Genomic DNA, 23440 nt, shown 5'->3' on the forward strand with positions numbered 1-23440 from the left:
CGGTCACCCGGAGACGCTGCTGGAATCACTCTCCGTACATACGCCAGGGTGGGAGTGGGACGAACGTGGCGGCACTCGACAATGTGAAGCTCAAGGACGTACTCGCGGACGTGGCGTCGGGCTCCTTACAGTTGCCCGACTTTCAGCGGAACTGGAAATGGGACGACGACCGGATCCGCGCCATCATCGCGACGGTGACGCTGGACTATCCGCTCGGTGTGGTGATGACGCTGCAGACCGGCGGCGCCACCCGCTTCCGCTCCCGGACGCTCACCGGAGCCCGCCCGGACGGGGATCCGGCCGCGGACCTCCTGCTGCTGGACGGGCAGCAGCGCCTCACCTCCCTCTTCCAAGCCCTGTGGCTGGACGCCCCGGTGGAGACCGCGGACGCCCGCGGCAAGCCCATCGAGCGGTGGTACTACGTCGACATCGCGAAGGCCGTCGGCCCGTCCGCGGACCGTGACGAGGCCATCCTGTCCGTCCCGGCGGACAAGGTGCTCCGCACCGACTTCAACCGCACGGTGGTGCTGGATCTGAGCACCACGGAGAACGAGTGCGCGGCCGGCCTTTTTCCCCTGCATCTTGTCTTCGACGCCCAGCGTGTGAACCAGTGGAAGAAGTCCTACATCAAGGCGGACGAGGACCGGAACTGGGACCTGTGGGGCCAGTTCGACGAGTCGGTCCTCCAGCAGGTCCGTGCCTTCCAGGTGCCAATGATCCGTTTGGGCGCCTCCACCTCCATGGACGCCGTCTGCGCGGTGTTCGAGCGGGTCAACACGGGCGGTGTGCCCCTGAACGTCTTCGAACTGCTCACCGCGACCTACGCCGGGGACCGCGAGTACGTGGACCTGACCGGGGACTACTACCAGCTCCCCCAAGTGTGGCGGGAGATCAAGCAGGGGCTGGCGGCCAAGTACCCGGTCTTCGGCCGTCTGGACAGCGGCCTCGAGAACGGGCTGAGCAGCATCGACTTCCTGCAGGCCATCGCCCTGGTACGCACCTGGGAGCGGAAGCAGGCGGGCACCGGCGCGACGGTGTCGTGCAAGCGCCGGGATCTGCTGGACCTCCCACTGGCCGATTTCGTCCGGCTGGCGCCGAAACTCGCCGAGGCCTTCGCCTGGGTGGGCGACTTCCTGGAACGGCAGTGCATCGTCCGCCCCAGCGACCTGCCGTACAAGACACAGCTCGTCCCGCTCGCGGCTGTCCGCGCCATCCTCGACACGGCGCTGGACGGCCTGGGAGCAGAGGAGAAGACCGAGCAGTGGTACTGGTGCGGGGTCCTGGGCGAGATGTACGGCGGCTCCACCGAGACCCGCTTCACCCGTGACGTCGAGCAGCTCGTCCCCTGGATCGCGCAGGACGACCGGGCGCCCGACACTGTCACGGACGCCTTCTTCTTCGCCGACCGCCTCGACAGCCTCACCACCCGCAACAGCGCCGCCTACAAGGGCATCTACGCCCTGCTGATCAAGCAGGGGGCAGTGGACTGGCACCACACGGACAGCCCGCTCAGCCCTGGCAGGCTGGACGAGTACAGCGTGGACGTCCGGCAGATCTTCCCCAAGACCTGGTTCCGGCGGGGCAACAGTGACGGCCTGCCCACGAACTCCATCGTGAACAAGACCCCGCTGTCCTACCGCGCGGCGATGGACATGACCGGGGCGCCGGCGTCCTATCTGTCCACCATGGTCGCGGCCTCCGACATGCGCCCCGAGTGGTTCGACGACGTACTCGCCACCCACCTCATCGATCCGGAAGCGCTCCGCGACAACGACTACGAACGGTTCTACAGCGACCGTTCCAAGCAGTTGCAGGATCTCGTGCACGCCGCGATGGGCAAGCGGACCATGCTCCGTGACCTCGCGGAGGGCGACGCCCGATGACGACCACACCGAGCGGGCAGGACCTCGCCGCGCTCAAGGGCAGGACCGTCCCCGTGCAGGACATTCTCGACCTGTTCCAGGTCAGGGTCCGTGACCACCGGACGGTGCACCGCATCTCGCAGGCACTCACGGACGCCGGGCTGACGACGCTGCCGGACTTCGCCGTGTGCGGCCAGCGCAGCAACGTCGACGTGGTGCCGCTCGCGTCCATCCCCGCGCAGGCCGCCCCCGCCGACGCGGAGGAGGACGAGACGGAGGAGGCCCTGCCCTCGGCCGCCCTTCCGCAGCGTCTGCTGCTCGGGGACATCCCGTCGGCGCGGCGCGGCCTGGTATCCGTCGGTCCCGGCACGCCCCTGCCACAGACGACGTTCCTGATGCGCACGAAGGGCGTCGCGCAGGTCCCGGTGACCACCGGTATGGCGCAGATCCACGGGGTGGTCACCTGGGGGTCCGTCGCCAAGATGTACGAGGCGGGCAAGCAGCCGACGCTGGACAACGCGATGGAGAAGGACTCCCTCCCGGTCGCCGACACCCGCCAGGAGTTCTTCTCCGCACTGCCGGTCATCCGCGAGCACGGGTATCTCCTGGTCCGAGGCGACGACGGCTGTCTGTCGGGCATCGTCACCGCCGCGGACGTCACGGACCGCTTCGAGGGTGCGGCACGGCCCTTCTTCATCGTCGGCGAGATCGAGTCCCTGCTGCGCCGTTGCCTGGGCGCAGCACTGGACGAGGAGACCATCAAGGCCGTTCAGACGAACAAGAAGGCCGAGCACCGCACCGGCCAGGTCTCCGACCTCATGTTCGGCGACTATCTCAAACTCCTGGACGGCGACCAGACGAAGACGTCGCTGGCCGAAGCCGCCGACGCCAACTGGGAAGCCCTGAAGTGGCCCAGCATGCCCAGGGAACAGTTCATCGGCCGCCTGAAACGAGTGAAGGACATCCGCAACCGGATCGCCCACTTCGACGAGAAGCCGCTTCCGCAAGAGATGATCGACGAGCTGACGACGTTCGCGAAGTTGCTGCGGGCGTTCGTGGCCTGAGGCGGCGGGTGGGGGTACCAGGAGAGGGGTGCCGCTTGGTGGGGCCGCCGGCGTCCGGCACCTCGCAGCCCCGCCGTTCGGCGCAGGACGCCACCAGATGCAGCCCCGGGGTGCCTCGACGCGAACGCCAGAGGCACCCCGGACGCTGTCAGCCGGCTCGGAGGGCGAACTGCTCGCGCAGCAGCGCCTCGTGGAGCCGTAGCGTGCGCCCGTCCGGCAAGGTCTCCAGCACCTGTACGCCGTCGTAGTTGAGGAGCTGCCTCAGGACCGCGGCGAAGCCGTCGCCCCGGGTGGCGGGCATGCCCGCGCGCTGGGCGAGCGCGGTCACGGGCAGGGTGCCGCCCGCGTCGAGGAGGGCGGCGAGAGCCTTGTGGACCTGCTCCTGCTGCGGCTTGCGTGCCAGACCGTCGAGCTGTACCTGATACGTCTCCGAGTCGAGCAGCGCCGTCACGAGCGCTTCGGTCCGGGAGACGAGGGTCGGGGTGAGCAGGGCGTCCTCGCCACCGGAGGTCAGCTCGACGTCGAAGAGGGCGTCGTGGGTCCGGGAGAGTTCCGCGTGCTTCTTCTGGGTCTTCGCGGTGGGCTTCTTCGGGGTGGCTACGGGGGCCGCCCCGCCGACCGCATGGGTCGTACGCTCTGCGGGCAGCGCCCGTCCGGCCTCCTCCGGCGCCCACCAGACCGGCCGCTGGTCCCCCAACTCCCGCCAGCCCCTTGGTGGTTCTGCCCCGAACGGCAGGAAGGCGAGCACCGGGATGGTGAACTCGGCGAGGGAGGCCCCGCCGTGGTAGCCGGCCTTGAGGGCGGTGTAGCGGGTGTCCGCGTCCCAGAGCGCGACGATGGACGCGCCGGGCTCGGGCCAGACCACGCGTGGCCCGGAGAGGGCGATCTCCCGTTCGCCGAGCGGGCCGCCGCCGGGCAGACGGTGGCGCGCGGACGCGGGCTCGGTGGGCGTGTCGGCCTTTGTTCCGTGCCGGTCGACGACGTGGCCGTGGTCGCTGGTGACGATGACGGCCATGCCCTGGGCCGCCGCCACCCGGAGCAGGTCGCGCAGGCCGGGTACGTCGTCGACCCGCCAGGTTCCGTCGCCGAGCTTCTGTTCCTTGGCGAGGCGGTCGTCGATGGCGTTGAGGACGACGGCGACATGGGTCCGGCCGTCGGTGAGCGCTTCCGTGAGGGCCGGGCCGAAGGTGTCGCCCGCGGTCTCGGTGCGCAGGTCATCCTTGTGGAACACGGCGGCCGAAGCCCCGCCCCACAGTTTCAGCGCGGGGAAGAGCCTCTTCTCGTCGGCCTGGGTGCCCTTCATCAGGATGCCCGTGAAGAGCGACGTCCGGGACACGGCCGTCACTGTGGGGAGGGCGGCGGCCATCGCCCGCCGACGCGGGCTGTCCTCGGCCAGCGGGTCGAACTCCGCCCAGGAGCGCCGCAGTTCCTCGCCGAGTTCGTTCGCTATGGCCGCGCTCATGCCGTCGAGCACGAGCAGCAGCACCCGCCGCTCCTCTCCGCGCCGGACGACGGGTCCGACGACCCGGTCGAGGAAGGTCTCGACGGTGAGCATGCCGCCGGGCCCGGTGCCGTCCTGCGTCCAGCCGGCCAGCGAGCGCGCGAAGGACGCGTCGATCTGCCGCCGCCGGTCCCTGACGCGCGTGCCCAGCGTGTCGTAGGCGGCCTTGAGCACGGAGTCCGGGTCGCCGCCGGCCTCGATGTGTTCCAGTGCGAGGTCGGCCCAGCCGGTCTCGGCGACGTGCCGTTGTATGGCGTCGGCGACGGTGGGTGCGTCGGCGGACGGGTCGGTGGCCAGCCAGCGGGCGAGACGCTGCCCCATGCGGGCGCGTTCGATGCGGGCGGACTCCTCCGGATCGGTGGCGAGCCTGTGGTCCGCGAGCCGCCGGACGGCCTCCGCGACCGCGGCCGTGTCGCCCGCCGCGAGGGCCTGACCGACGGCGGTGAACCGGGCTTCCAGTCCGCCGCGCAGGACGGGGCTCGCCGCGGCGGCCGCCTCCGCGCCGAACTGGCGGGCCAGCACGGCGGCCCGGTCGAGCACGATGCCGCTGGTGCGGCGCGCCTCGCGGGCCTGGTCGGCGTCGGTGCCGCCGCCCCGGTGTCCGGCCGTCAGAAGCGTGCTCACGTACTCCTCGGCGGACCGGCCGAAGACACCAACCAGGGCGTCGAGTTGTTCGCCGACGGCCGGGGGCTGTTCGCCGAAGTAGCGTTCGGCACGGCCCCGGGCCTGATACGTCTCGGGGGCGGGCTCGGCATGCTGCCAGAGGGCCTCGCATACGAGACCGAAGGCGGCGGCGTCCGCGCCGCGCTCGGCGTCGACGAGAGCGAGCAGAGCGCGTCCGGCGAGACCGGCCTGGTCCTCCTCGCCGAGGAAGCCGGTCAGCCCGGCGCGCTCGGGCCCGCGCAGGCCCAGCAGCCGCTCGGGGGCTCCGGGTCGGGTCGACCAGTGCAGCAGGGTCTGCGCGTCGAGCCGGTCTTCGCCGGGGCGTCGCGGGCCGCCCTCGGTGTCGTAGCGGCCGAGGCGCAAGCGGCGCTGGGCGAGCGCGGTGAGGGCGTACTGCCGGGACAGCCAGCCGCCGGGCACCGGCGGCCAACCGCCGGGCGGGGTGGCGTCGAGCAGTGCTTCGGCGGCCCAGTTGACGTCCTTCAGGCGCGGGTCGATCTGCCGGGCGCCGAACGCTTCCCGCACGACGTCCCAGCTGTCGACCATGTCGATGCGCTGCTTGTGGACGCGGGCGGTGATCGCCGGGTCGAGTTCGTTCTGCTCGCGGTCGGTGAGGACGACCAGGACGGCGGGGCCGGGGCGCCGGCCCGACAGGTGGTCGAGGACGAGTTCGTGGACGGCGAGCGGTGAAGGCGCCACCGCGACGCCGGCCGTCCGGCCCTCGCCCCAGGCGGGTTCGGCGGGCCCGTCCCACTGGGGCGCGGACCGCAGCAGCACGACCCGCCGCCTGCCCCCGCCGTCCGCGTTCAGGGAGGCGGCGAGGGAGGACTGCGAGGACAGGTACTGGGTGACGGTCGCGGTGTTCAGCCGCACGGCACCCGGGGTGGCGGCGACGGTGTCCGTCATTCGACGACCTTCCAGGTGATCTCGATCGTCGCGTCGGGGTGCCGGGCGGCCAGGTCGGACAGCTCCGTCTGGAGGTCGGCGGCGGCGCGCGCCGCGGTCGTACGACGGTTGCCGGCCGTCCGCGCGGAGCCGCTGCCCGAAGAGGCCGGCGCGGGATTCTCCTGCGGAGCGTAGGGGATGCGCGGGTCGCTGGATACCGTGTCCAGGGACTGGCCGTCGGCCGTGGGCTGCGGCACGACGGGCGCGGGCGGCGGGGTGGCGGCGGCCTGGCTGCGCTTCACCAGGGCGACGACCTCGCGCTGGGTGCGGGCCAGGGCGTCGCGCAGGTCCGCGGTGCGCTGGTCGTCGCGGGCCACGTTGCGCAGCGAGTCGAGCAGCGCCGCGCCCTCGGGGCCGAGTCCGGCGGCGAGTTCGAGGGTGCTCCACGGCGCGGAGGCGACGGCCTCCGCGACGCTGCGGGCCTGCTTGATGGAGGTCCCGTACCGGTCCGCACTGGTCTCGCCCAGGTCGAAGGAGGCGAGGGCCTCCACGGTCTTCTTCGCCCCGGCCGCGCCCTTGCCGGCCTCCGCCGTGAGCGCGTCCAGCAGTTGCAGGGAGCGGCGGGCGAGGGCGAGCCGTCCGGTGTCGGCGGTCTGGTCGAGGCCGAGGAAGGAGGCGTGGGCCTCCAGCTGGTGCACCAGGTCCGCCGCGTGATCCCGGTGGGCGCGGGCGGCCTCGATGAGCTGCCGTGCGAACTGGTTGACCATCCGGCCGCGCCGCAGAGCGGGAGCCTTCTGCCCGAAGATCGTCTCGAAGCGCTGCCGTGCGGTGTCCCAGTCGGGTTCGGCGGGCAGCGGCTGGCTGCGCAACGCGTCATGGTCTTTGATCGCGGACAGTTCGGGTGCGGGGTCGAGTACGGTGCCGCCGCGCACCCACACCCGGTCGTCCATCTCGGCGAAGGCGGCGACGACGAGCCGGGCGAGGAAGTCGGGCAGGCCCCGCGGCTCGGGTTTGTCGGTCCAGTCGGTGAGGGTGATCAGGGACAGGTCCCCGGTGCTGCCCTGGGCGCTGGCGAGCTGGCGGAAGTGGTCGGCCCAGTAGCGGGACAGCTCGAAGTACGCCTCCTTCTGCTGCCCGAGCCGCAGGGGTCCGGCGATCCGCTGCATGAGCTTGCGGTCGGCGGCCGGGACCTCCACCCGCCCGTCACGCGCCTCGGCGGCGGCCCGCACATGGGTGAACACCTTGCGGGTGTCGGCGGATTTGACGGCGGTGCCGGTGCCGTCGGGGTCGAGGTCGGGGTGCGCCGGGTACTGGTGGGCGAGCAGCTTGCCCGCGATGTGCCGGATGCCGTCGTGCAGGCTCTGCCCGAAGGACAGGGTGAGTCCGTCGACATCAGGCAGCGCGACGAGGTGGTCGTCGAAGTCGGGCACGACGTCGGCGGCCTGCTTCTGGGCGAGCCCGTACGCCTGCTTGAAGGCACCCTTGACCTGCTTGAGCAGAGCCTCGCGCTGGGTTTCGAGGAGGCCCTTGGCGCGGCTGCGGTTGTCGGCGTTGAGGTGGCCGGCGTACTGGGTGTCGAAGCGGTGCTCGTCGGCGAGGGCCTTGTCGATGACGACGAGACGCCGGAAGTCGGCGAAGCGCTGTGCGGACAGATGGGCGGGCAGCCAGGCGACGATACGGGACCGTTCGCCCTGCTGGCGCTCGCGCAGCAGGCGGATGCGGTTGACGTCCTCGACCGGGCCCCACTCGCCCTCGTCGAAGGGGAGGTCTATGGCGATACGCCAGCGGCCGTCCTCCTGCGGCATCAGGTCGTGATCGGGCAGCTCGTCCTCGTCGGCGACGTTGCCGAACACGATCTCGGCGGTGCGGGCGGTGCCGCGCCAGGTGAAGCCGAGCTGGTCGCTCAACTGCCCGTGCTCTACGCCCAGTTCCTCGGACAGCAGGCGGCGGGCAAGGGCGACCCGGTTACCGGGGTTGTCGTTGACCTGTGCGTTGGCGATGACGGAGTCCACGTCGACGCCGGACAGCTCCAGCCGTACGCCGGGGTTGGCGTCGGTGCCGGTCTCCTTGATCTCGGGGAACCGGGCCGCCCACTCGGCGACCTTGTTCTTGATGATGCCGACCTCGGCCCCCGGGATCGGCGCGAGGACCGACCCGTGGTTGAGGGCGCCGAGCCGCCGGATGGTCAGCTCCGCCAGGGAGGGCACGCTGGGCGCGAGCGCCGACAGCAGCAGGGTGCACACGAGCCGGTTGTCGCCGGTGAACATGCGGCAGCGGTTGGCGCGCTGCTGGTCGGTGATGCTCTCGGGCCTGGCGCGGTACTGCTCGACGTCGTCCTCGGTGAGGTCGTACGAGGTGAGGAGGTAGGGCCGCAGCTTGGTCTTGTAGAGCTTGTCGGCGGCCTCGAAGACGACCTTCAGGCTGTCGGTGAACGGCTTGTCGCCGCCCTCAGCGATCACCGGGTAGAGGTCGCCGACCGGGATGAGCTGCCCGAGCCGAATCTCGTTGCGGTGGTCGGATAGGAGCTGGCCCATCAGCTTCAGGCCGGTACGCGAGCGCTGCAGCGCGGACGAGATGTGGACGAGGGTGTCCATGAACGCCGGCGAGAACGGGTACGTCAGCCGGAACGACTCCGCATCCGCGCCGGTCGTGCCCTTCTCCGAGCCGAGGAGGGTGTCCCAGACCTGGGTGCCGACCCGCTTGGTCTGCTCGAAGGCCGCGTCGACCTGCTGGACCGCCTCGTCGTCCTTGGGCTTGAGGAGGCGTGCGTGAGCGATCTGCGGGAGGTTGCGGTCCTCCAGGGTGATCTTGTCGAATCGACCGGAGGCCAGGTTCAGGGTGTCCTGGATGGACGACTCCGCTGCGCCGGACACCTCCTCGCCGACCAGCTCGCGCAGGTCGCGCTGGCGGGCGATGAACGACACGACAGGGATGGCGCGGCGGGCGTCGCCGCCCTCCACGAAGTTCGTGATCTTGCTGGCCTCGCGGGCGACGAACCGCTGGTCGTGGATGAGGGTGGCGAGCCAGAGGATGAGTTCGTCCATGAACAGGATGAGCCCGTCGTAGCCGAGCGATTTGGCGTGCTCGGCGATGACGGACAGGCCGGCGTCCAGGGAGATGAAGCCGTGCTCGTCCTCGGCGGCGTTCCTGGTGAAGCCGGGGAGGAGGGTGGTGCCGGCGTCGTTGACCAGCTTGGCCCGCAGCTCGGCCGGGGTGGAGGGGTTGGTGAGGTTGAGCGCGGTGCCCGCCTCGTGGTTCTCCTCGGCGGCGAGCGCGGTGTCCAGGAGCTGCGGGGTCCAGGCGAAGCCTTCGCCCCACTCGTCCTCGTCATCGTCGTCCACGCCGGTGCCGAGACCCCGGATGACTGCTTCGTCGCCCATGTTGGCGCGCATGGCCCGGATGTCGGCGAAGAGGGAGTCGGTCCGGTACACCTGCGGGGTCGGGGCGTCCGGGTGCAGCTTCTTGACGTGCGTCACGTACCCGCCGAGCACCCGCTGTTCGAGGGCCTTCGCGCCGAGCATGTGGTACGGCACGAGCAGGAACCGCTTGCCGTCCGTGGTGAGCCACTCGTGCTTGGTCAGCACCGGGTCGAACTCGGTACGGGCACGGGCGGCCGGGTCACCACTGAGCAGCGCGTACAGCACGGCCATGAAGTGCGACTTACCGGAACCGAACGAGCCGTGCAGGTAGGCCGCCTTGGAGCGGTGCCCGTCGAGCGAGGACTTGATGAGCGCCAGCGCCTCGTCGAAGTTCTCCAGCAGCCGCTCGGTGACGACGTAGTCCTTGAGCGCCTTCTGGGCGCCCTCCGGTGTCGTCGCCTCTGCGAGCGACAGCACGAAGTCCGAGGTGGAGATGTTCTCCTTGATGTCGATGACATCGCGGAGGAGGGGCGGGTGCTGGGCCATTACCGGTCACGCTCTCCATCTGGCGGCTTCCCCGCCGCTTGGTACTCGATCGTGTGGGATGTCTGTTGCCGGGCTGGCTGCCCGCCCCGACCCTCGGTATGGTCGACGGTATGGCAACCAAGAAGTACACCGTGACGCTTCCGGAGGAACTCGCCGAGGCCGTCCGGGCCGAGGTCGGCCCCGGCGGCTTCAGCCGCTATGTCACACACGCCATAGAGCGCCAGCGGGAGCGGGAGCGCCTGCACGAGGCGGTGCAGTGGTGGGAGTCCGAGTACGGGGAGATCACCGAGGCGGAACTGGCCGAGGTCGAGGCCGAGCATCGCGACCTGGAGCGGAAGCACGCCGAGCGGACCGGTGCCCGCGAAGCCACTGAGCAGCCGCCCGGGCGGAAGCGGGACGCCGCGTGACCGGGAACCGGGTCTACGTGCTCGACAGCGAAGGGCTTTCGCAGTGGGTGCGCGGGGGACGTCGCATGGGCGCCTACCTGAGGCACGCCGACGATGCGGGTATCCCGGTCGTCACGACCTCGATGACTCTCATCGAGGCCTACGACCCGACGCGCCACCTCCCCAAGTGGCACTGGGCTCTCTCCAAGATCCGTGTCGAGCCGGTGACCGAGGAGATCGCCAAGGAGGCGACGGGCCTGCTCAAGGAGACGGGCCTGCACGGCCACAAGTACGCCATCGACGCGGCCCTCGCCGCCGTCGCCCTGCGGCAGCCCGGCCCGGTCACCGTGTTCACGTCGGACGAGGACGACATGCGCAGGCTGTGCGCCGACCGTGTCGTGGTCGTGAAGCTCTGAGCCGAGCACGACACGTCCCCCTTCTCGCTGCGTTCCCCTGCCGCCCCTGTCCCGAGGGGGCGCCCGTTACTGGTCAAATCGTAGGGGAGGATTTGGAAGTACGGGTGGCCGGTGACCAGGCCAACGTGCCCGCTCGCCTCCCGCCGGTCGGCGACACCAGGGAGCAACCCACGGGCCGGACTACGAAGCGGCAAGGAGGTCGTCGACCTCATGGGCCCGACGCAGGACTTCCTCGTGACGGGGGTCTTCGAGGTCGCTGAGGACTTCGGCGAGTTCGACGAGAGCGGCGAAGAGAAGCATCGTGGGCTCGTCCCATTCCTCGCACAGGGCGACCAACCGTTCGAGGACCTGGCGGGCGTCCTCGAGACGGTCGAGCCGGCGCAGGGCCCCGGCACGGTTCAGCATGATCTGCTCCGTGCCGTAGCCCCCGGGGGGTGCGACGTTCTCGGCCTCGTCCAGCATCCGCAGCACCAGAGCGGCTGCGGCCCTTGCCGAGCCACCCTGCTCGGGGGAGTGACGCAGCAGGTGCACCGCGTAGTCATTGAGGACCATGGTGAGCGCTTCGGCGTCCTCCTCGCTGCCGGTGTCCTCATGGAGGCTACGGGCGAGGGCGAGGGACTGCCGGAAAGCCTGGTCGGCCTCCTGGGACCGACCGGCGCTCTCCAGGATCGAGGCGTAGAGGTTCAGCGTCTGGGCGTGGTCGGCGTCGGACCGATTCGCTTCGATGGCGAGAGCGCGTTCGACGGGCTCCAAGGCTGCGACAGGGCCCTCGACGGCGCGCACGGCCATCGCGTAGTTGGTGAGGTACGTGGCGTGCTTGACGGCGCCCGGGTTCCCCGCCCTCGCATAGAGGCTCAGGGCTCGGCAGCTCGCCGTCAGGGCATCCGCGTCGTCGCCGCGGACGCGGTGGAAGACCGAGAGGCGGTCCATCAGGTCGGCGGCCTCCTGCAGCCCTTCGCCGTACTCCTCGGCCAGGGCGACGAGGTGAAGCACGTGGGGCCGGGCGTCACGCCACTCGGGCCAGGAGTCGTGGTCATGAGTGTCTCCCCGCAAGGCCACACTGAGAAAGCGCAGGGCGATGTTGGCCCAGCGGCGGCGCCGTGCCGCATCCAGTGTTCCTACGGGCAGCGAATGCAGCGGCTCGGGAATGCCGACCAGCCGGGTGCCGTCCCGGGAGGTCACCAGGAGCAGGCCCCGGTCGAGCAGTCGGCGCAGGGCCAGCGCCATCAGATGCGTGCTGCTTCCCAGGTCGCGCAGCGGGTCGGGGAGCGGGCCCCACGCGGCGGCGAGAAAGGAGACGGGCAAGAGGTCGGGGGCGAGCGTACTGAGCAGCGTCAGCAGATCGCGTTCGGGTTCCAGGCCGAGGTGCGTGAGGCGGCGCCATTCGTAGCCGAAATGGGCGCGGGCGAGTTCTTCGTCCCGGTCGTCCTCCCTGGTAGGGAAGCGGTCGCGCAGCGCGGCCTGCACCTCGTGATAGAGGGTGACGATGCCGGGCTCGGCCCTGGCGGTCGGTCTGGCGCTGAGCCACATCCGGCCCTCGATCTTCTGGGTAAGGTCACGCCCCCGTAGCGGGGGCTCGATGTCCCCTTCCTGAGCGGCGCCGAGTTCCTCCAGCGGAATGCCGAGCACCACGTGCAGACACCAGAGCACCAGGGCCTGGCCCGCGGCGCCGACGAGGCCGCCCGCGACGACCTTCGGAGCGGTGTCGCGGGCCTGCTGCATACCCCGGGCGAGGCGGTCGGCCAGCCATCGCCCCCGTTCCTCCTCGGTGCAGCCGTCCCGGGGGCCGAAAGGCTCGAGGACCGGGGTACGAGCCAGCGCCCGCAGGGCCTCGCTCTCGCCTTCCCGGTCGTCTCGCAGGCCGTGTACCACGGCGGTGTGGACCATGCGCAGTCCCGTCCGGAACTCCTGCCAGGTGGCGGCGAAGCCTGGGGGAACCGTGGGAAACGGGTCGGGGAGCCGCCCGCGGGAAGGGCCCGTTTTCACCTCAGGGCCGTTTTTTTCACCCGCCGCCCTGCGGTTCGATCCCGTCATGAGCACTGACACCCCCGCTTCGGTGAGCCGGCGGCAGCCGGGCGGCCGGCCCTCGACTCGTATTTTCATCAGCTACCGGACCGGCGACGAGCCCTTTGGCGCCGCCTTGATCGACACCGCGTTGTGCGCCCGTTTCGGGCCGGAGGCCGTCTTCCGCGCCCCTCGGTCGATCCGTCCCGGCGAGGACTTCGCGGACGCCATCCTGAGCGCGGTGAGGGAGTCCTCGGTACTGCTGGCGGTGATCGGTCCGCGCTGGCTCGATGCCGCCGACCGCCATGGCAGGCCGCGGCTGCACAATCCGGCCGACTGGGTGCGCCGGGAAATCCTTCAGGCGTTCCACAGCGGAGTGCGGGTGGTTCCGGTCCTGTTGAACGCCAATCTACCGCAGGAGCACGAACTGCCCCCGGCCATCGCTCAGCTGAGCAGTCATCAGTTCCTGCGGATGCATCACCGGTACGCCCCGGCCGATCTGGAACGGCTGGTCGACGAGGTCGACGCCCTGCTCGGCGGACCGCACGGATGACGTCAGGGAGCGCGCGGATCCGTCGAAGCCAGGGACGGATCCGCGTGCCGCGGTTCCTCGGCAAGCGGGGATCACCCGCAATCAGCGGACAAGTAGCCAGTTCGGCGGATATCGTCCTGACTCACCGCCTTGAGCAGGAGTATCGCCGTGCCGTCAGTCCCCTTCGGGCCAGCACTTCAGTTACACCGAATAAGGGCCGGACTGTCCTTGTCCGGACTCTCCGGCCTCGTCCACTACTCGCCGTCCTACTTGAGCCGGGTGGAGTCGGGTAAACGGGGGCCGAGCCCGCAGCTGGCCCGACTGTGCGACACGGCGCTGGGCGCCGGCGGCGAGCTCTCCGGTCTGGTGGCGCCACCTGCTCGACGAGCTGCCTCGTCCTCCGTGCCGGAAACGCGTCCGGGCGCGGAGCCGGACCTGCCGAGTACGGACGACCATGACGGCCCCCTCCCGTCCTCGGCCGTCTGCCCGGTGACGTTACCGGCGGTGGACGACGGGGAGGACGTACGGACCGCCACTCACTTCGCCGTTCACCTCGCGGAGTTGCGCCGACTCGGCCAGCGGGTGTCGCCGACGCCCGTCCTTCGGCAGGTGAGCGGCGCGATCGATCTGCTGACCCCACTGGCCCGAGCTGCAGGCACCCCGGAAGTCCGCCGCCAGTACCTGGAACTCCTCGCCTTCTACTGCGAGTTCGCGGGATGGATGGCACAGGAGTCGGGCAGCCTGCCGGACGCCGAGCGATGGATCGAGCGCACCGAGGGCCTGGCCGTCGAGGCCGGCGCATTCGACCTCGCCGACCACACCCTGATCCGCAGGGCCGGACTGGCGCTGTATCAGGGGGACGCCCGCAGGGTCACCGAGTACGCCGCCGAGGCCGGCCGACGTGCCGTGACCAGCCCGCGCGTCAGGGCTCTGGCCGCCTTTCGGGAGGCTCAGGGTCTGGCGCTGGCGGGAAGCGGCGATCTCTGTGCGGCCGCCCTGGACCGGGCAGGTGAACTGCTTGAGGCGGCGACCGGGTCCGGCTTCGAGGAGAGTCGGCGTACCGGAGGCGGGACGAGACTCGGAGCCCGGCCCTGGCCATGCGCCCTGGTCGTCGGTTCTGAGTGCACACCAAGTCTCGGCGACCTGGTCGGCGGCTGGTGCCTGTACGACCTCGGGCGGCCGGACGAGGCCGCAGCGGTGATCAGCACCGGCCTCGGCCGGCTGCCGGTTCGAGCGACCAGGCTTCGGGCCCTCTTCACCGCTCGGCTCGCCCTCGCCCTGACCGCCTCCGGCGAGCTGGACGCCTCCGTTCCGGTGGTGGACGGTTTGTTGAAAGGCTCCACGGGCCTGTGCTCCCACGTCGTACGAACCCAGCTCCGGATGCTCGCGGCGTCGCTGCGTCGTCGGCACGCCCGGCCCGGTATGCGGGAGTTGCAGGCCCGTGTGACGGCGGCACTGCACTGCGCGGGCTGCAAGACGGCCGCCTGATTTGGCAACGGGCAACGATGGTGCGGTCACCACGCCGCTCATACGCTTTTTCCGTCGCGAGGGGGCAGGGTCTGGTGTTACCCCGAAGCGAGGGGGAGACGGGGGTGGCCGGCCCTCCCCTCGCGCCGCCGTGCCCGCCGCCCCATCGAGACTCTCGCCCCGTTGGTGGGCCACCGGAAAGCCGTACACGAGTCAGAGGTCGGTACATGGGAAGCAAGCAGGCACAACTGAGCACCACACTCACGTTGAAAGAATGCGCCGAGGTGTTCCGCGTCGGTGCCCAGAGAGCACGGGGCGTGGGCTCCGTACTCGGCGGCACGGCGGCGAAACTGATGGGCAACGACCGGAGCGGATACTTCACCCCGACCAACGATTCGCCGTTCGCAAGCCTGGACGCCGACCCGCCGGACTTCATGGTGGGGGTGTTCGTGCCCAAGTTCGGGGGCGGCGGCACGGGCAACGGGACCGCCGTCCACATGTACGTGTGGGACCGGGGTACGTCGCGCTCCGTGGAACTGTACGCACCGCACGGCTTCACCGGCGGCATGCACGCCCGGAAGCTGATCACCAAGGTCGCCGACGCGTTCACCGACGCCGACCCCAAGGTTCAGGTCGTGGCGGGCTGAGACGGGCCTCGTCCCTCTCACCCTCCTCAGGTCGGCGGCGGCGCGCCGCCGCCGACCGTCGTGTTCCGTCCCTCACTCGCACATCGGAGGATGCAGTGCCACTCTTCGGAAACCGTCGTCGGCAGCACCGAGAGACACCCACGTACATCGGCCGCAAGTTCTCCTCACGGGCCGGCGTCGAAGAGTCGATCGCGAACTTCCGTACGGCGATCACCCAGCAAGAGGGGTCGGAGCCGGAGTTCTTCACCGCTGAGTGGACGGGCCCGGACCCGGCGCCCGTGACGGTCGTCGGTGCCGCCCCGACCGGGCGGTGCGAAGCCGCCTCGTACCTGGCGCTGTGGGCGGACGACGCCATGTACTTCGTCGCACCCGACTACGCAGTCAGGCCGACCCCGCCGCTGGTCGGGATGTGGAAGATACGAGACACCTCGCTGACGGGGACCGGGAGCGTGGAAGCCGGCGAGTTCGGAGTCAGAGGCCGGTAGCGGGGACAGCCCGGCACCCCGGGATCAAGCGGGGGCCTCGAAGGCGGCGGCGGTGACGTCGCCTTCGAGGCCGGTGCGCTGGAAGCCATAGGTGGCGATGGACGATACCCGGACGACCAGGCAGAACCGGTCGATCGATGAGACGACCTCGGCCAACTCCGTATGGGCACGCTTGAGGAAGTGGACGGCGGCGTGATTGGCCAGCGAACTCTGGCCGCAGACCAGGAACACCGGACGAGTCGACTCCGGAGGCGTGAACTTGGCGACGAGCGCGTACTCCTCGTTGCCCCGGTCCCACAGGAAGCGATTGTCCCCGACCACGATCGCGTTGGAGTCCGGTCCGGGCCCGAACGGATGCCACGCGACTCCCGGGACATGGGCGGTCAAGTGGCCACCCGTGCGGAGGTTGGAGCCGCTCCACGGGCCGCCGATGCAGAACTCGGTCCGACCGTCGTTGCCCGCACGGAAGGCGTTGCTCGACTCCACGGACACCTGGCAGCCCAACTCGCTGACCAGGGCCGCCACTTCGATCATCGCACGCACGTCCCGGTGGGCGGCGCTGCCGGGCCGGTCGTACTTGTCGTTCATCACGATCAGGCATTCCCCGCCCGGCGCGATGCCGAAGAACGCCGCCTTCCGCCGCAGGGCGCGAGCCTGCTTGCCACGCTGCCACAGCCACACGCAGCTGCCGCTGATCACACTGGTCACGAGTCCGACCGCGATGTTGACCATCACCGACAGAATCTCCGCCGCCTCCCCCCGTACGCCGGCTCCGGTGGGGTACATACCCGCGTCGCCGGCGTCCAGACCTCGCATCGAGGGTCCGCGGTCGGGTCAGACAGGACGTACGGGGAGGGCGGGGCGAGCGGGTGCCGTGTCCGCGGCACGGTCGACGGCGGCGGCCAGAGTACGGGCGGTGTCGCGCCAGTCGAGCCGCCCGACCATGCGCGTCCGTACCTCGTCGGCATACTCGAAGGCGGCGTCGAGGTCGGCTGTCACCTTGGCGACCGCGTCCCTCCACCGACGGATGTCGGTCTTCTCGTCGTCGGACATCTCCACGATCATCGGCTCCGCCATACGCCCCAGTATCTCGCGCAGCAGTTCGGCGGCACCGCTGCTTCCGCTCACCAGTACCGGCGTGCCCGCGGCGATCGCTTCCAGGGCCACCAGGCCGAAGCCTTCGACACGGGAGGGCATCAGGCACAGCGGGGACCGGGTGAGGTCCCGTCGGAGTTCGGTCGGGTCGACGGTGTAGGGGCGGACGTCGACGCGTTCCCGGGCCAGCCCGGACAACTTCACAAGAGTCCTGTGCAGTTTGTCGCACTCGTCGGCGTAGGCGCCTCTGACCAGGAGGGTCAGCGGCGGGCCGGACAGCACCGGGACGTCGGCGACGGCACGGGCCGCGATGTCCAGGCCCTTGAGACCGATGTCCTCGGTGCGCCCGAGCACCAGCACGTGCCGCCTGGCGGGCGGGCGCCGGGAGGTGGAGGTTGTCGGCGTGATGCCCGGGTCGAGCCGGACGACGCCGCCGATGTCCATCGTGTTCTCCCAGGCGAGCAGGTCGGCCGTGCAGCGGGTGATCCGCGGGCCGACGGCGGCCACGACATCGGCTGCCGCGCCGACCTCACGGATGATCCGCTCCCGTTCCTCGATCCGGGAGGTGGCCCGGCCCGAGTTCTTGTAACGCTCGATCTCCGCGGGCACGGTGTGCGCGATGTACACGAGCTGGGCGGATGTGTACTTCCGGGCGTAGGCCCACGCCTCGCAGCCGCTGAACCGGTCGTGACCCACGATCACATCGGCGCCGAAGTCGACGGCGGACGCCGCGGGCAGCAGGAAGTCCGGCCCGGCCGGGGTCCTCTCGGCGGTCAGCAGCGTCACACCGCACTGCCGCGCGTCCTCGTGATCCTCGGCGGTGGCGCTCTTCACCAGGCACCCGGTCCGGTGTCCGGTCTCGGCCATCGCCGTCGCGAACGAACGGTTGAACGCGGGCACTCCGCCTCGGGCCGGCGCCCACATCGGGCAGAGAAAGAGGTACGACCTCGGCGTTCCGGGGCCGTGCGACTCGTGCTCGGTACGCGGTTGCACTGTCATGCTCTTCGCCGTTCTCGCTGCCGGTCCGCGCCCCCGGCCGGCAGGCCGGGAGCTGGTTCGCGTTGCGGGCCAAGCGTCCGTTCCAGACCGCCGCCATCGGCCGAACTCTGGAACGGGCGACGAAGATAGGGCCGTTCCCGCAGGTGAGCAGGGTGTGGCAGCGACCGCTGCGCTGGAATCCACTGGAAGAATCACGATGGGAGGGCGGGACATGACCGACCCGCAGAAACGCGCACTGGGCAGTGAGCTGGAGCGGTTGCGCAAGGAGGCCGGGCTCCGCCAGGTCGACCTGGAGAAGCCGACCGGCAGAACGGACGCCACGATCTCGGCGATCGAACGCGGCCGGTGGAAGCGGGCCTTCGACCGGTCGTTGGTGGAGCGGTACGTCGATCACTGCCTGGGGGTCATCGGCGGGTCGAAGGGGGTGTCGGCCGAACGTCGCCGGTATGTGCTCGGTCTTTTCGACGCCCTCGAGAAACTCTCGGCCGCGTCCGACATCGCGTCCCAGATACCACCGCGCAACCAACTGCCGCGGGACACACCCCATTTCACCGGCCGTGAACGGGAGCTGAGCCAGCTCACCGACGCGGTACGCGCGGCCAGGATCCAGGACAGGGTGATCGCCGTGCACGCGGTGGACGGGAAACCGGGCGTGGGCAAGTCGGCCTTCGTCACCCACGCCGGTCACGCACTGCGCAGCAGGTTTCCCGACGGGCAGCTGTTCGTGAACCTGCACGCCTTCTCGACCGAGCGGCCCGTGCCGCCGGCGGACGCCCTGGCGGAGCTGCTGTCCGCCGTCGGTGTCCCGCCGGGACGACTGCCGAACACCCTGGAGAAGCGGGCGACGCTGTGGCGGACTCTGATGGCCGACCGCCGAGTGCTGCTGGTGCTGGACAACGCGCTGGACGACGCACAGGTCCGCCCGCTGCTGCCGGGCTCACCCTCGTCCTTGGTCCTGGTGACGAGCCGGCACCGGATGACGGGCCTCGACGCGGTGACCATCGCCCTCGACGTGCTGGCACCGGACGAGGCGGCACGGATGTTCCGCCGGACGGCCCAGCGTCCGCTGCCGCCGGGCAGCCCGGTCGGCGAACTGATGGAGCTGGCCGGGCACCTTCCGCTGGCCATCGCCCTGCTCGGGGGGCGTATGAGGAACCGGAAGGCTCTCACCGTGGAGCATCTGGTGGCGGAGATGCGCGACGGAGTGAACCGCTTAGCGGCGCTGCGCGTCCGCAACGTCGAGGTGGCGGCCGCCTTCGAACTGTCGTACCGGGCCCTGCCCCCCGGCCGGCAGGAGTTCTTCACCATGCTGGGTCTGCACCCGGGCCCGGACCTGGACGCGTACGCGGGCGCGGCGCTCACGGCGGGCACGCCGCGCGACACCACCCGGCAGCTGGAGGCCCTGTACGACGACAACCTGCTGGACGAGCGAGTCCTCGGCCGCTACGAACTCCACGACCTGATCGCCGAGTACCTGCGCGGTCTGAACGAGGACCGGGATCCCGGCCTGCGGCGGGACGCAGTGGACCGGCTCCTCGACTACTTCCGGGACGCCGCCCTCAGCGCCGACCGCCTGCTCCGTGAAGCGGCGGCCCCCACCCCGCCCGCATCCGCGGCGGCGGCCCGCACGGCCCGTGATCACGACGGTCTTCCGCCGCTCGCGGACCGGAAGGCGGCGATGACGTGGATGGCGGCGGAACGCGGCAATCTGCTCGCCTGCCTGCGCACCGCGTCGGACAGCCCGCCACGGGTGGTCACGCTGACCGCCGCCATGTCGCAGCATCTGCGTCTGAGCGGCCCGTGGGACGTCGCCGCCCGACTTCACGAGGACGCGGTGACGGCGGCGCGGGTCGTGGGCGATCCGGTCGCCGAGGCCACCGCCCTGCTCGAACTCGGCAACGCCCACCGGAACCACGGCGAGTATCCACGGGCCGAGACGGCCGCGGCCGCCGCCCTGGAGGCCTTCTCCGCGTCCGGCGACGAACACGGTCGGGCCTCCGCCCTGCTCGAACAGGGCTCGGTGTGCTACCTGACCGGCAGAAGCGATGACGCCGCGGACCGGTTCCGCCAGGCGCTGGACCTGGGCCGTGCTACGGACAACCGGCTGGGCGTGGCGGACGCGCTGGTCGAGCTGGGCACCCTGGCCTACCTCAGGGACAACTACCCGGAGGCAGAGCGGCGGCTCACCGAGGCGCTCGCGCTCCACGAGGAGCTGAACAGCGTCCTGGGCCGAGTCACGGCGCTGAAGAACCTCGGCAACACCTACTACTTCATGGACCGTTACGACAACGCCCAGGACGCTCTCGGCAAGGCGCTCGCGCTGTCCCGGGAGCTGGGCATCGCTCTCGTCGAAGCGCAGACGACGACCAAGCTCGGCAGTGTCCTGCGCTTGATGGGCAGGTACGAGGAGTCCGTCGAGATGTTCGTCAAGGCCCGGAAACTGGCTGTCAGGCTCGCCGACCGTGCCCTGGAGGCGGAACTTCTCATCGACTACGGTGCCGCGTTGCACAAGCTCGGGAGGGACGGCGAGGCCGAGGACGCGTTCGCCGAGTCCCTGGCTCTCTTTCAGGCGATCGGCGAAGAACTGGGGATGGCATGCGCGTTCAAGGAACTCGCCGACATGCTGCTGGACACCGGGCGGTCAGACGAGGCACGAGAACGCCTCGGCCAGGCGCACGACCTCTACAGCAAGCTCGATGAGCGCCTGGGTCTGGCCGCGACGAACAACTCGCTGGGGAAGCTGGAGCTGTCCGTCGGACAGCCTGCGGCGTCCTCAGCCGCGCACGAGTCCGCCCTGGACATCGCCCGCGGTCTGGGCAGTCCCCTCGAAGAAGCGGAGGCACTGGTCGGGCTCGGCCGCGCCGCCGAAGCGGCAGGCGACATCGACACCGCTCGAGAGCGGCTACGCCAGGCGCTGCGCATCCAGCGGGCCATCGGCGCCGCCGGGGCGACCGCCACGGCCGCCCTGCTGGACGAACTCGCCTCCGCCGAGTCCGTGGAGAGCGTCCGTGTACCCGGAGAAGGTGACGGTCTCGCTCCGCTGAGTCCGCCATCCAACTGATCGCTCGACCACCGTTCCCGCCGAAGGATCCAGCCACATGCGTTTTCCTTCAGAGATCCGCACCCGGCCGCACGGCGCCCCCGCCTGGCGTTCGCCGGCCGGTCATCTGGCCATCAACCCGCGCAGTCCCAACAGTAGTCCGACGAGATCACTCGCAGAAAGCCCGCCGAACAGCCATATGGGCTGGTTGAGGAGGAAACGGCGGTCCTGGCCGGTGACTTCGAGGAACACTGGCGTTGGTCCGTTGCCATGTGGAGTCATGATGGGTGCGTCCACGCGTCGCCTGACCTCGTAATGCAGGCAGGCGCACCGGCCGCACCGGCGTCGATCAGCGCGAGCGGCTGCACTGGGTGGAGCACATACGCGCGGCCGCGGCCCCGACGCGGGACGACCCTGCGGTCCTCCCACCCACCGTCCTGGGGCAGCTGCCGCTCTTCCCGGTCCGCCGGATGCTGTCCATCGACGTCTGCCGGCGCATTCTGCAAAGGCCGCCCGCCGGCTACCGCAACGTCGTCGAGCACACCGCGGCGTTCGCGGCGGAGACCGGCATCGGCAAGCCCATGCAGCGCAAGCTGCACGAGATGCTGCGCCTCGCGCTCGCCGTGCGCGACGCAGACGGCGACGACCTCGTCGACGAGCTCGTCCTCGACGACATCCCCAACTACGCCCGCTCCGTCCGGGCGGTCCTTCTACGGGCAGAGATGCTCAGGCTCTTGCCAGAACCCCGCGAACCTGGCCGCCCCGGACGATGACACCGAGGTCCTGCCAGCAATGCGGCTGCTGGTTCACTGCGAAGACGAAGGTCACCTGCGAGCCCTGCTCGGCCTTCGCCTTCCGGAAGAGAGGCAACCTCGCAGTCTCCACTGGAGCGTGCGACCGCTGCCACCGGGTCGCCCTACCGCTCGCTGAAGGCCACTGCCGCGGATGCCGCTGGCAGGTAGCCAACTACGGCCCAGGGGACATCGCCCGGTTCGGAACGCAGCTGTGGCTCGGCTCACCGGTCCCAGCACCCACAAACCTGCGTCACTCGGACGTGGCCCCGCCTGTCCCGCGCCGCCCTGTATCCGAGCACGTGGCGGCCCCTGGACAGGGGAGGCTGTTCGAGCTCCGGCGAGACTGGCGTCCGGTGACCGAGTCGCCGCGGCAGGATCTGCCGACGCTTACGGGCTCGGCCAAGCGGCTGCTCGCCGACCTCGACAGCGGATGAAGCAGGAGATGTGGTCCACGGTCACCCGAACCAAGACCCGACACACGCTGACCGTCTTGGTGTCCTGGCTCGGCGCCGATGCCCCGCTGCTGGAGACTGACATCCGGGCGCTCGTCGACAACCGTGCCCGGAAGTTCAGCGGACGGCGGGTCACACAGTTCCTTGAAACTCGAGGGCTGCTGATCCCGGAGGCCGAGTTCCGCCGGGACGCGCACCAGAAGCGATTGGAGGCCGAGCTCGCCGCGCTGCCGGAGACGATCGCGCAGGAACTCTCGGTCTGGATCAAGGCCGTGCGCGCGGAAGGCAAGTGGGAACGCACAGGCCGCACCTACCAAAGCATCGCCCGCTACTGGCATGTCCTCAACCCGATCCTCAAGGGGTGGCTCTCGGACGGGATCGAGAGCCTGCGCGAAATCACCCACGACGACGTCAAGAGGGCCATCGCCACCCGCAAGGGAACACCGGCCCGCTCGATCCACATCGTCCTGCGGAACGTCTTCCGTGCCCTTCGGCAAGAGGGCGTGATCTTCCGCGATCCCACCCGCGGCCTGGTCTTCGCCGGGATCAACAAGACTCCGCCTTCCGTGCCCTCGGACCGACTGGCCGGCGTCCTCAGCCATGCGCAGAACGACTTCCAGCGCTTCGTCATGGTGTTGGTCAGCATCCATGCGCTCAGCGGCACCGACATCCGCCGGCTGCTGCTCACCGACCTCGACCTGTCCCGTGAGCGGCTCATCGTCCGGCGTCCCGGCAAACGGCACATCATCTACCTGGACGAACTCACCTACCGCTGCGCCTCCGCGTGGCTCCGTGAACGTCACCGCCGCTGGCCGGTGACGACGAACCCGCATCTGCTGATCAACCGATGGACCGCGGTGGACACCACTCACTCGCCCATCGGCACCACATTCACCGCCATCTTCCGGCCCACCGGACTCACGATGCCGACGCTGCGGCAGGACCGAATCCGGGACGAGGCATTCGAGGTCGACGACCCGCTTCACCTGATGCGCCTGTTCGGCATCTCCTCTCACACCGCAACGCGGTACATCACCGCGGCCCACCCCGAACGGACCGCGAAGCTACCCCGATGAGGCGAGCGCAGGCCACCGACCGCCGGGCAAGCGGGCCCAGTCGACGCCGCGCGGAAAGATCAATAGGCTCGACGCGCACTTCACCTTCTTATTGTTGGGAAATGCTCAAGTCGCTCACCGAAGCTGTCGGAACCGTCTGCGGATCTACCATGATCATGACACTCTCC

Annotated in this window: 16 protein-coding genes; 11 read left to right on the top strand and 5 right to left on the bottom strand. The window is 70.3% G+C overall.

Features of this window, described 5'->3' with window-relative positions; translation table 11 throughout:
* The first annotated feature begins 65 nt into the window (after positions 1 to 65).
* Together ACZ4SA_RS29780 and ACZ4SA_RS29785 are read left to right on the top strand one after the other, a co-directional pair.
* Entirely contained in the window at positions 66 to 1883 is a 1818-nt protein-coding gene (locus ACZ4SA_RS29780) for a GmrSD restriction endonuclease domain-containing protein (RefSeq protein ID WP_468280666.1), read from the top strand.
* Complete coding sequence (locus ACZ4SA_RS29785) at positions 1880 to 2926, top strand: CBS domain-containing protein (protein ID WP_468280668.1); 1047 nt, start codon at positions 1880 to 1882, stop codon at positions 2924 to 2926. Before ACZ4SA_RS29780 ends, ACZ4SA_RS29785 begins: the two co-directional genes overlap by 4 nt.
* A gap of 148 nt (positions 2927 to 3074) precedes the next feature.
* Here the strand turns inward: ACZ4SA_RS29785 and pglZ are convergent, their stop codons facing one another.
* Together pglZ and pglY are read right to left on the bottom strand one after the other, a co-directional pair.
* Positions 3075 to 5996 carry a BREX-2 system phosphatase PglZ gene (gene pglZ / locus ACZ4SA_RS29790; protein WP_468280670.1) on the bottom strand — a complete coding sequence of 974 codons (2922 nt, stop codon included), beginning with the start codon at positions 5994 to 5996 and terminating at the stop codon, positions 3075 to 3077.
* Complete coding sequence (pglY, locus tag ACZ4SA_RS29795; protein ID WP_468280672.1) at positions 5993 to 9880, bottom strand: BREX-2 system ATPase PglY; 3888 nt, start codon at positions 9878 to 9880, stop codon at positions 5993 to 5995. Before pglY ends, pglZ begins: the two co-directional genes overlap by 4 nt.
* Before the next feature lie 110 nt (positions 9881 to 9990).
* On the opposite strand from pglY, the gene ACZ4SA_RS29800 reads away from it, so the two are divergent.
* Positions 9991 to 10287, top strand: coding sequence for a hypothetical protein (locus tag ACZ4SA_RS29800; RefSeq protein WP_468280674.1), 297 nt, complete (start codon positions 9991 to 9993; stop codon positions 10285 to 10287).
* A complete protein-coding gene (locus ACZ4SA_RS29805) occupies positions 10284 to 10682 on the top strand; it encodes a hypothetical protein (RefSeq protein WP_468280676.1) in 399 nt (132 codons plus the stop codon). Before ACZ4SA_RS29800 ends, ACZ4SA_RS29805 begins: the two co-directional genes overlap by 4 nt.
* A 180-nt stretch (positions 10683 to 10862) precedes the next feature.
* Here ACZ4SA_RS29805 and ACZ4SA_RS29810 read toward each other — a convergent pair whose 3' ends face one another.
* Entirely contained in the window at positions 10863 to 12569 is a 1707-nt protein-coding gene (locus tag ACZ4SA_RS29810; RefSeq protein WP_468280677.1) for a hypothetical protein, read from the bottom strand.
* 145 nt (positions 12570 to 12714) lie between these two features.
* On the opposite strand from ACZ4SA_RS29810, the gene ACZ4SA_RS29815 reads away from it, so the two are divergent.
* The 4 genes from ACZ4SA_RS29815 to ACZ4SA_RS29830 all read left to right on the top strand — a co-directional run bounded on the left by ACZ4SA_RS29815 (position 12715) and on the right by ACZ4SA_RS29830 (position 15817).
* Complete coding sequence (locus ACZ4SA_RS29815) at positions 12715 to 13239, top strand: toll/interleukin-1 receptor domain-containing protein (RefSeq protein WP_468280679.1); 525 nt, start codon at positions 12715 to 12717, stop codon at positions 13237 to 13239.
* A 147-nt stretch (positions 13240 to 13386) separates the two neighbouring features.
* Positions 13387 to 14706: a helix-turn-helix domain-containing protein gene (locus ACZ4SA_RS29820; protein WP_468280681.1), complete on the top strand. Its 1320-nt coding sequence runs from the start codon at positions 13387 to 13389 to the stop codon at positions 14704 to 14706.
* Positions 14707 to 14912: 206 nt separating this feature from the next.
* Entirely contained in the window at positions 14913 to 15332 is a 420-nt protein-coding gene (locus ACZ4SA_RS29825) for a hypothetical protein (protein WP_468280683.1), read from the top strand.
* A gap of 95 nt (positions 15333 to 15427) precedes the next feature.
* Positions 15428 to 15817, top strand: a complete 390-nt coding sequence (locus ACZ4SA_RS29830; protein WP_468280685.1) for a hypothetical protein — start codon at positions 15428 to 15430, stop codon at positions 15815 to 15817.
* A 24-nt stretch (positions 15818 to 15841) separates the two neighbouring features.
* Here the strand turns inward: ACZ4SA_RS29830 and ACZ4SA_RS29835 are convergent, their stop codons facing one another.
* A complete protein-coding gene (locus ACZ4SA_RS29835; protein WP_468280687.1) occupies positions 15842 to 16633 on the bottom strand; it encodes a hypothetical protein in 792 nt (263 codons plus the stop codon).
* 18 nt (positions 16634 to 16651) lie between these two features.
* Positions 16652 to 17911: a glycosyltransferase family 4 protein gene (locus tag ACZ4SA_RS29840; protein WP_468280689.1), complete on the bottom strand. Its 1260-nt coding sequence runs from the start codon at positions 17909 to 17911 to the stop codon at positions 16652 to 16654.
* Positions 17912 to 18122: 211 nt separating this feature from the next.
* Between ACZ4SA_RS29840 and ACZ4SA_RS29845 the strand changes: the two genes are divergently transcribed.
* From ACZ4SA_RS29845 to ACZ4SA_RS29855, 3 genes are all read left to right on the top strand, one after another.
* Positions 18123 to 20972 carry a tetratricopeptide repeat protein gene (locus ACZ4SA_RS29845; protein WP_468280691.1) on the top strand — a complete coding sequence of 950 codons (2850 nt, stop codon included), beginning with the start codon at positions 18123 to 18125 and terminating at the stop codon, positions 20970 to 20972.
* A 350-nt stretch (positions 20973 to 21322) separates the two neighbouring features.
* Positions 21323 to 21724, top strand: a complete 402-nt coding sequence (locus ACZ4SA_RS29850) for a hypothetical protein (RefSeq protein WP_468280693.1) — start codon at positions 21323 to 21325, stop codon at positions 21722 to 21724.
* Between the two features lie 451 nt (positions 21725 to 22175).
* A complete protein-coding gene (locus ACZ4SA_RS29855; protein WP_468280695.1) occupies positions 22176 to 23273 on the top strand; it encodes a hypothetical protein in 1098 nt (365 codons plus the stop codon).
* Positions 23274 to 23440 lie beyond the last annotated feature (167 nt).

It is taken from the genome of Streptomyces sp. NPDC027962 (assembly GCF_055566095.1).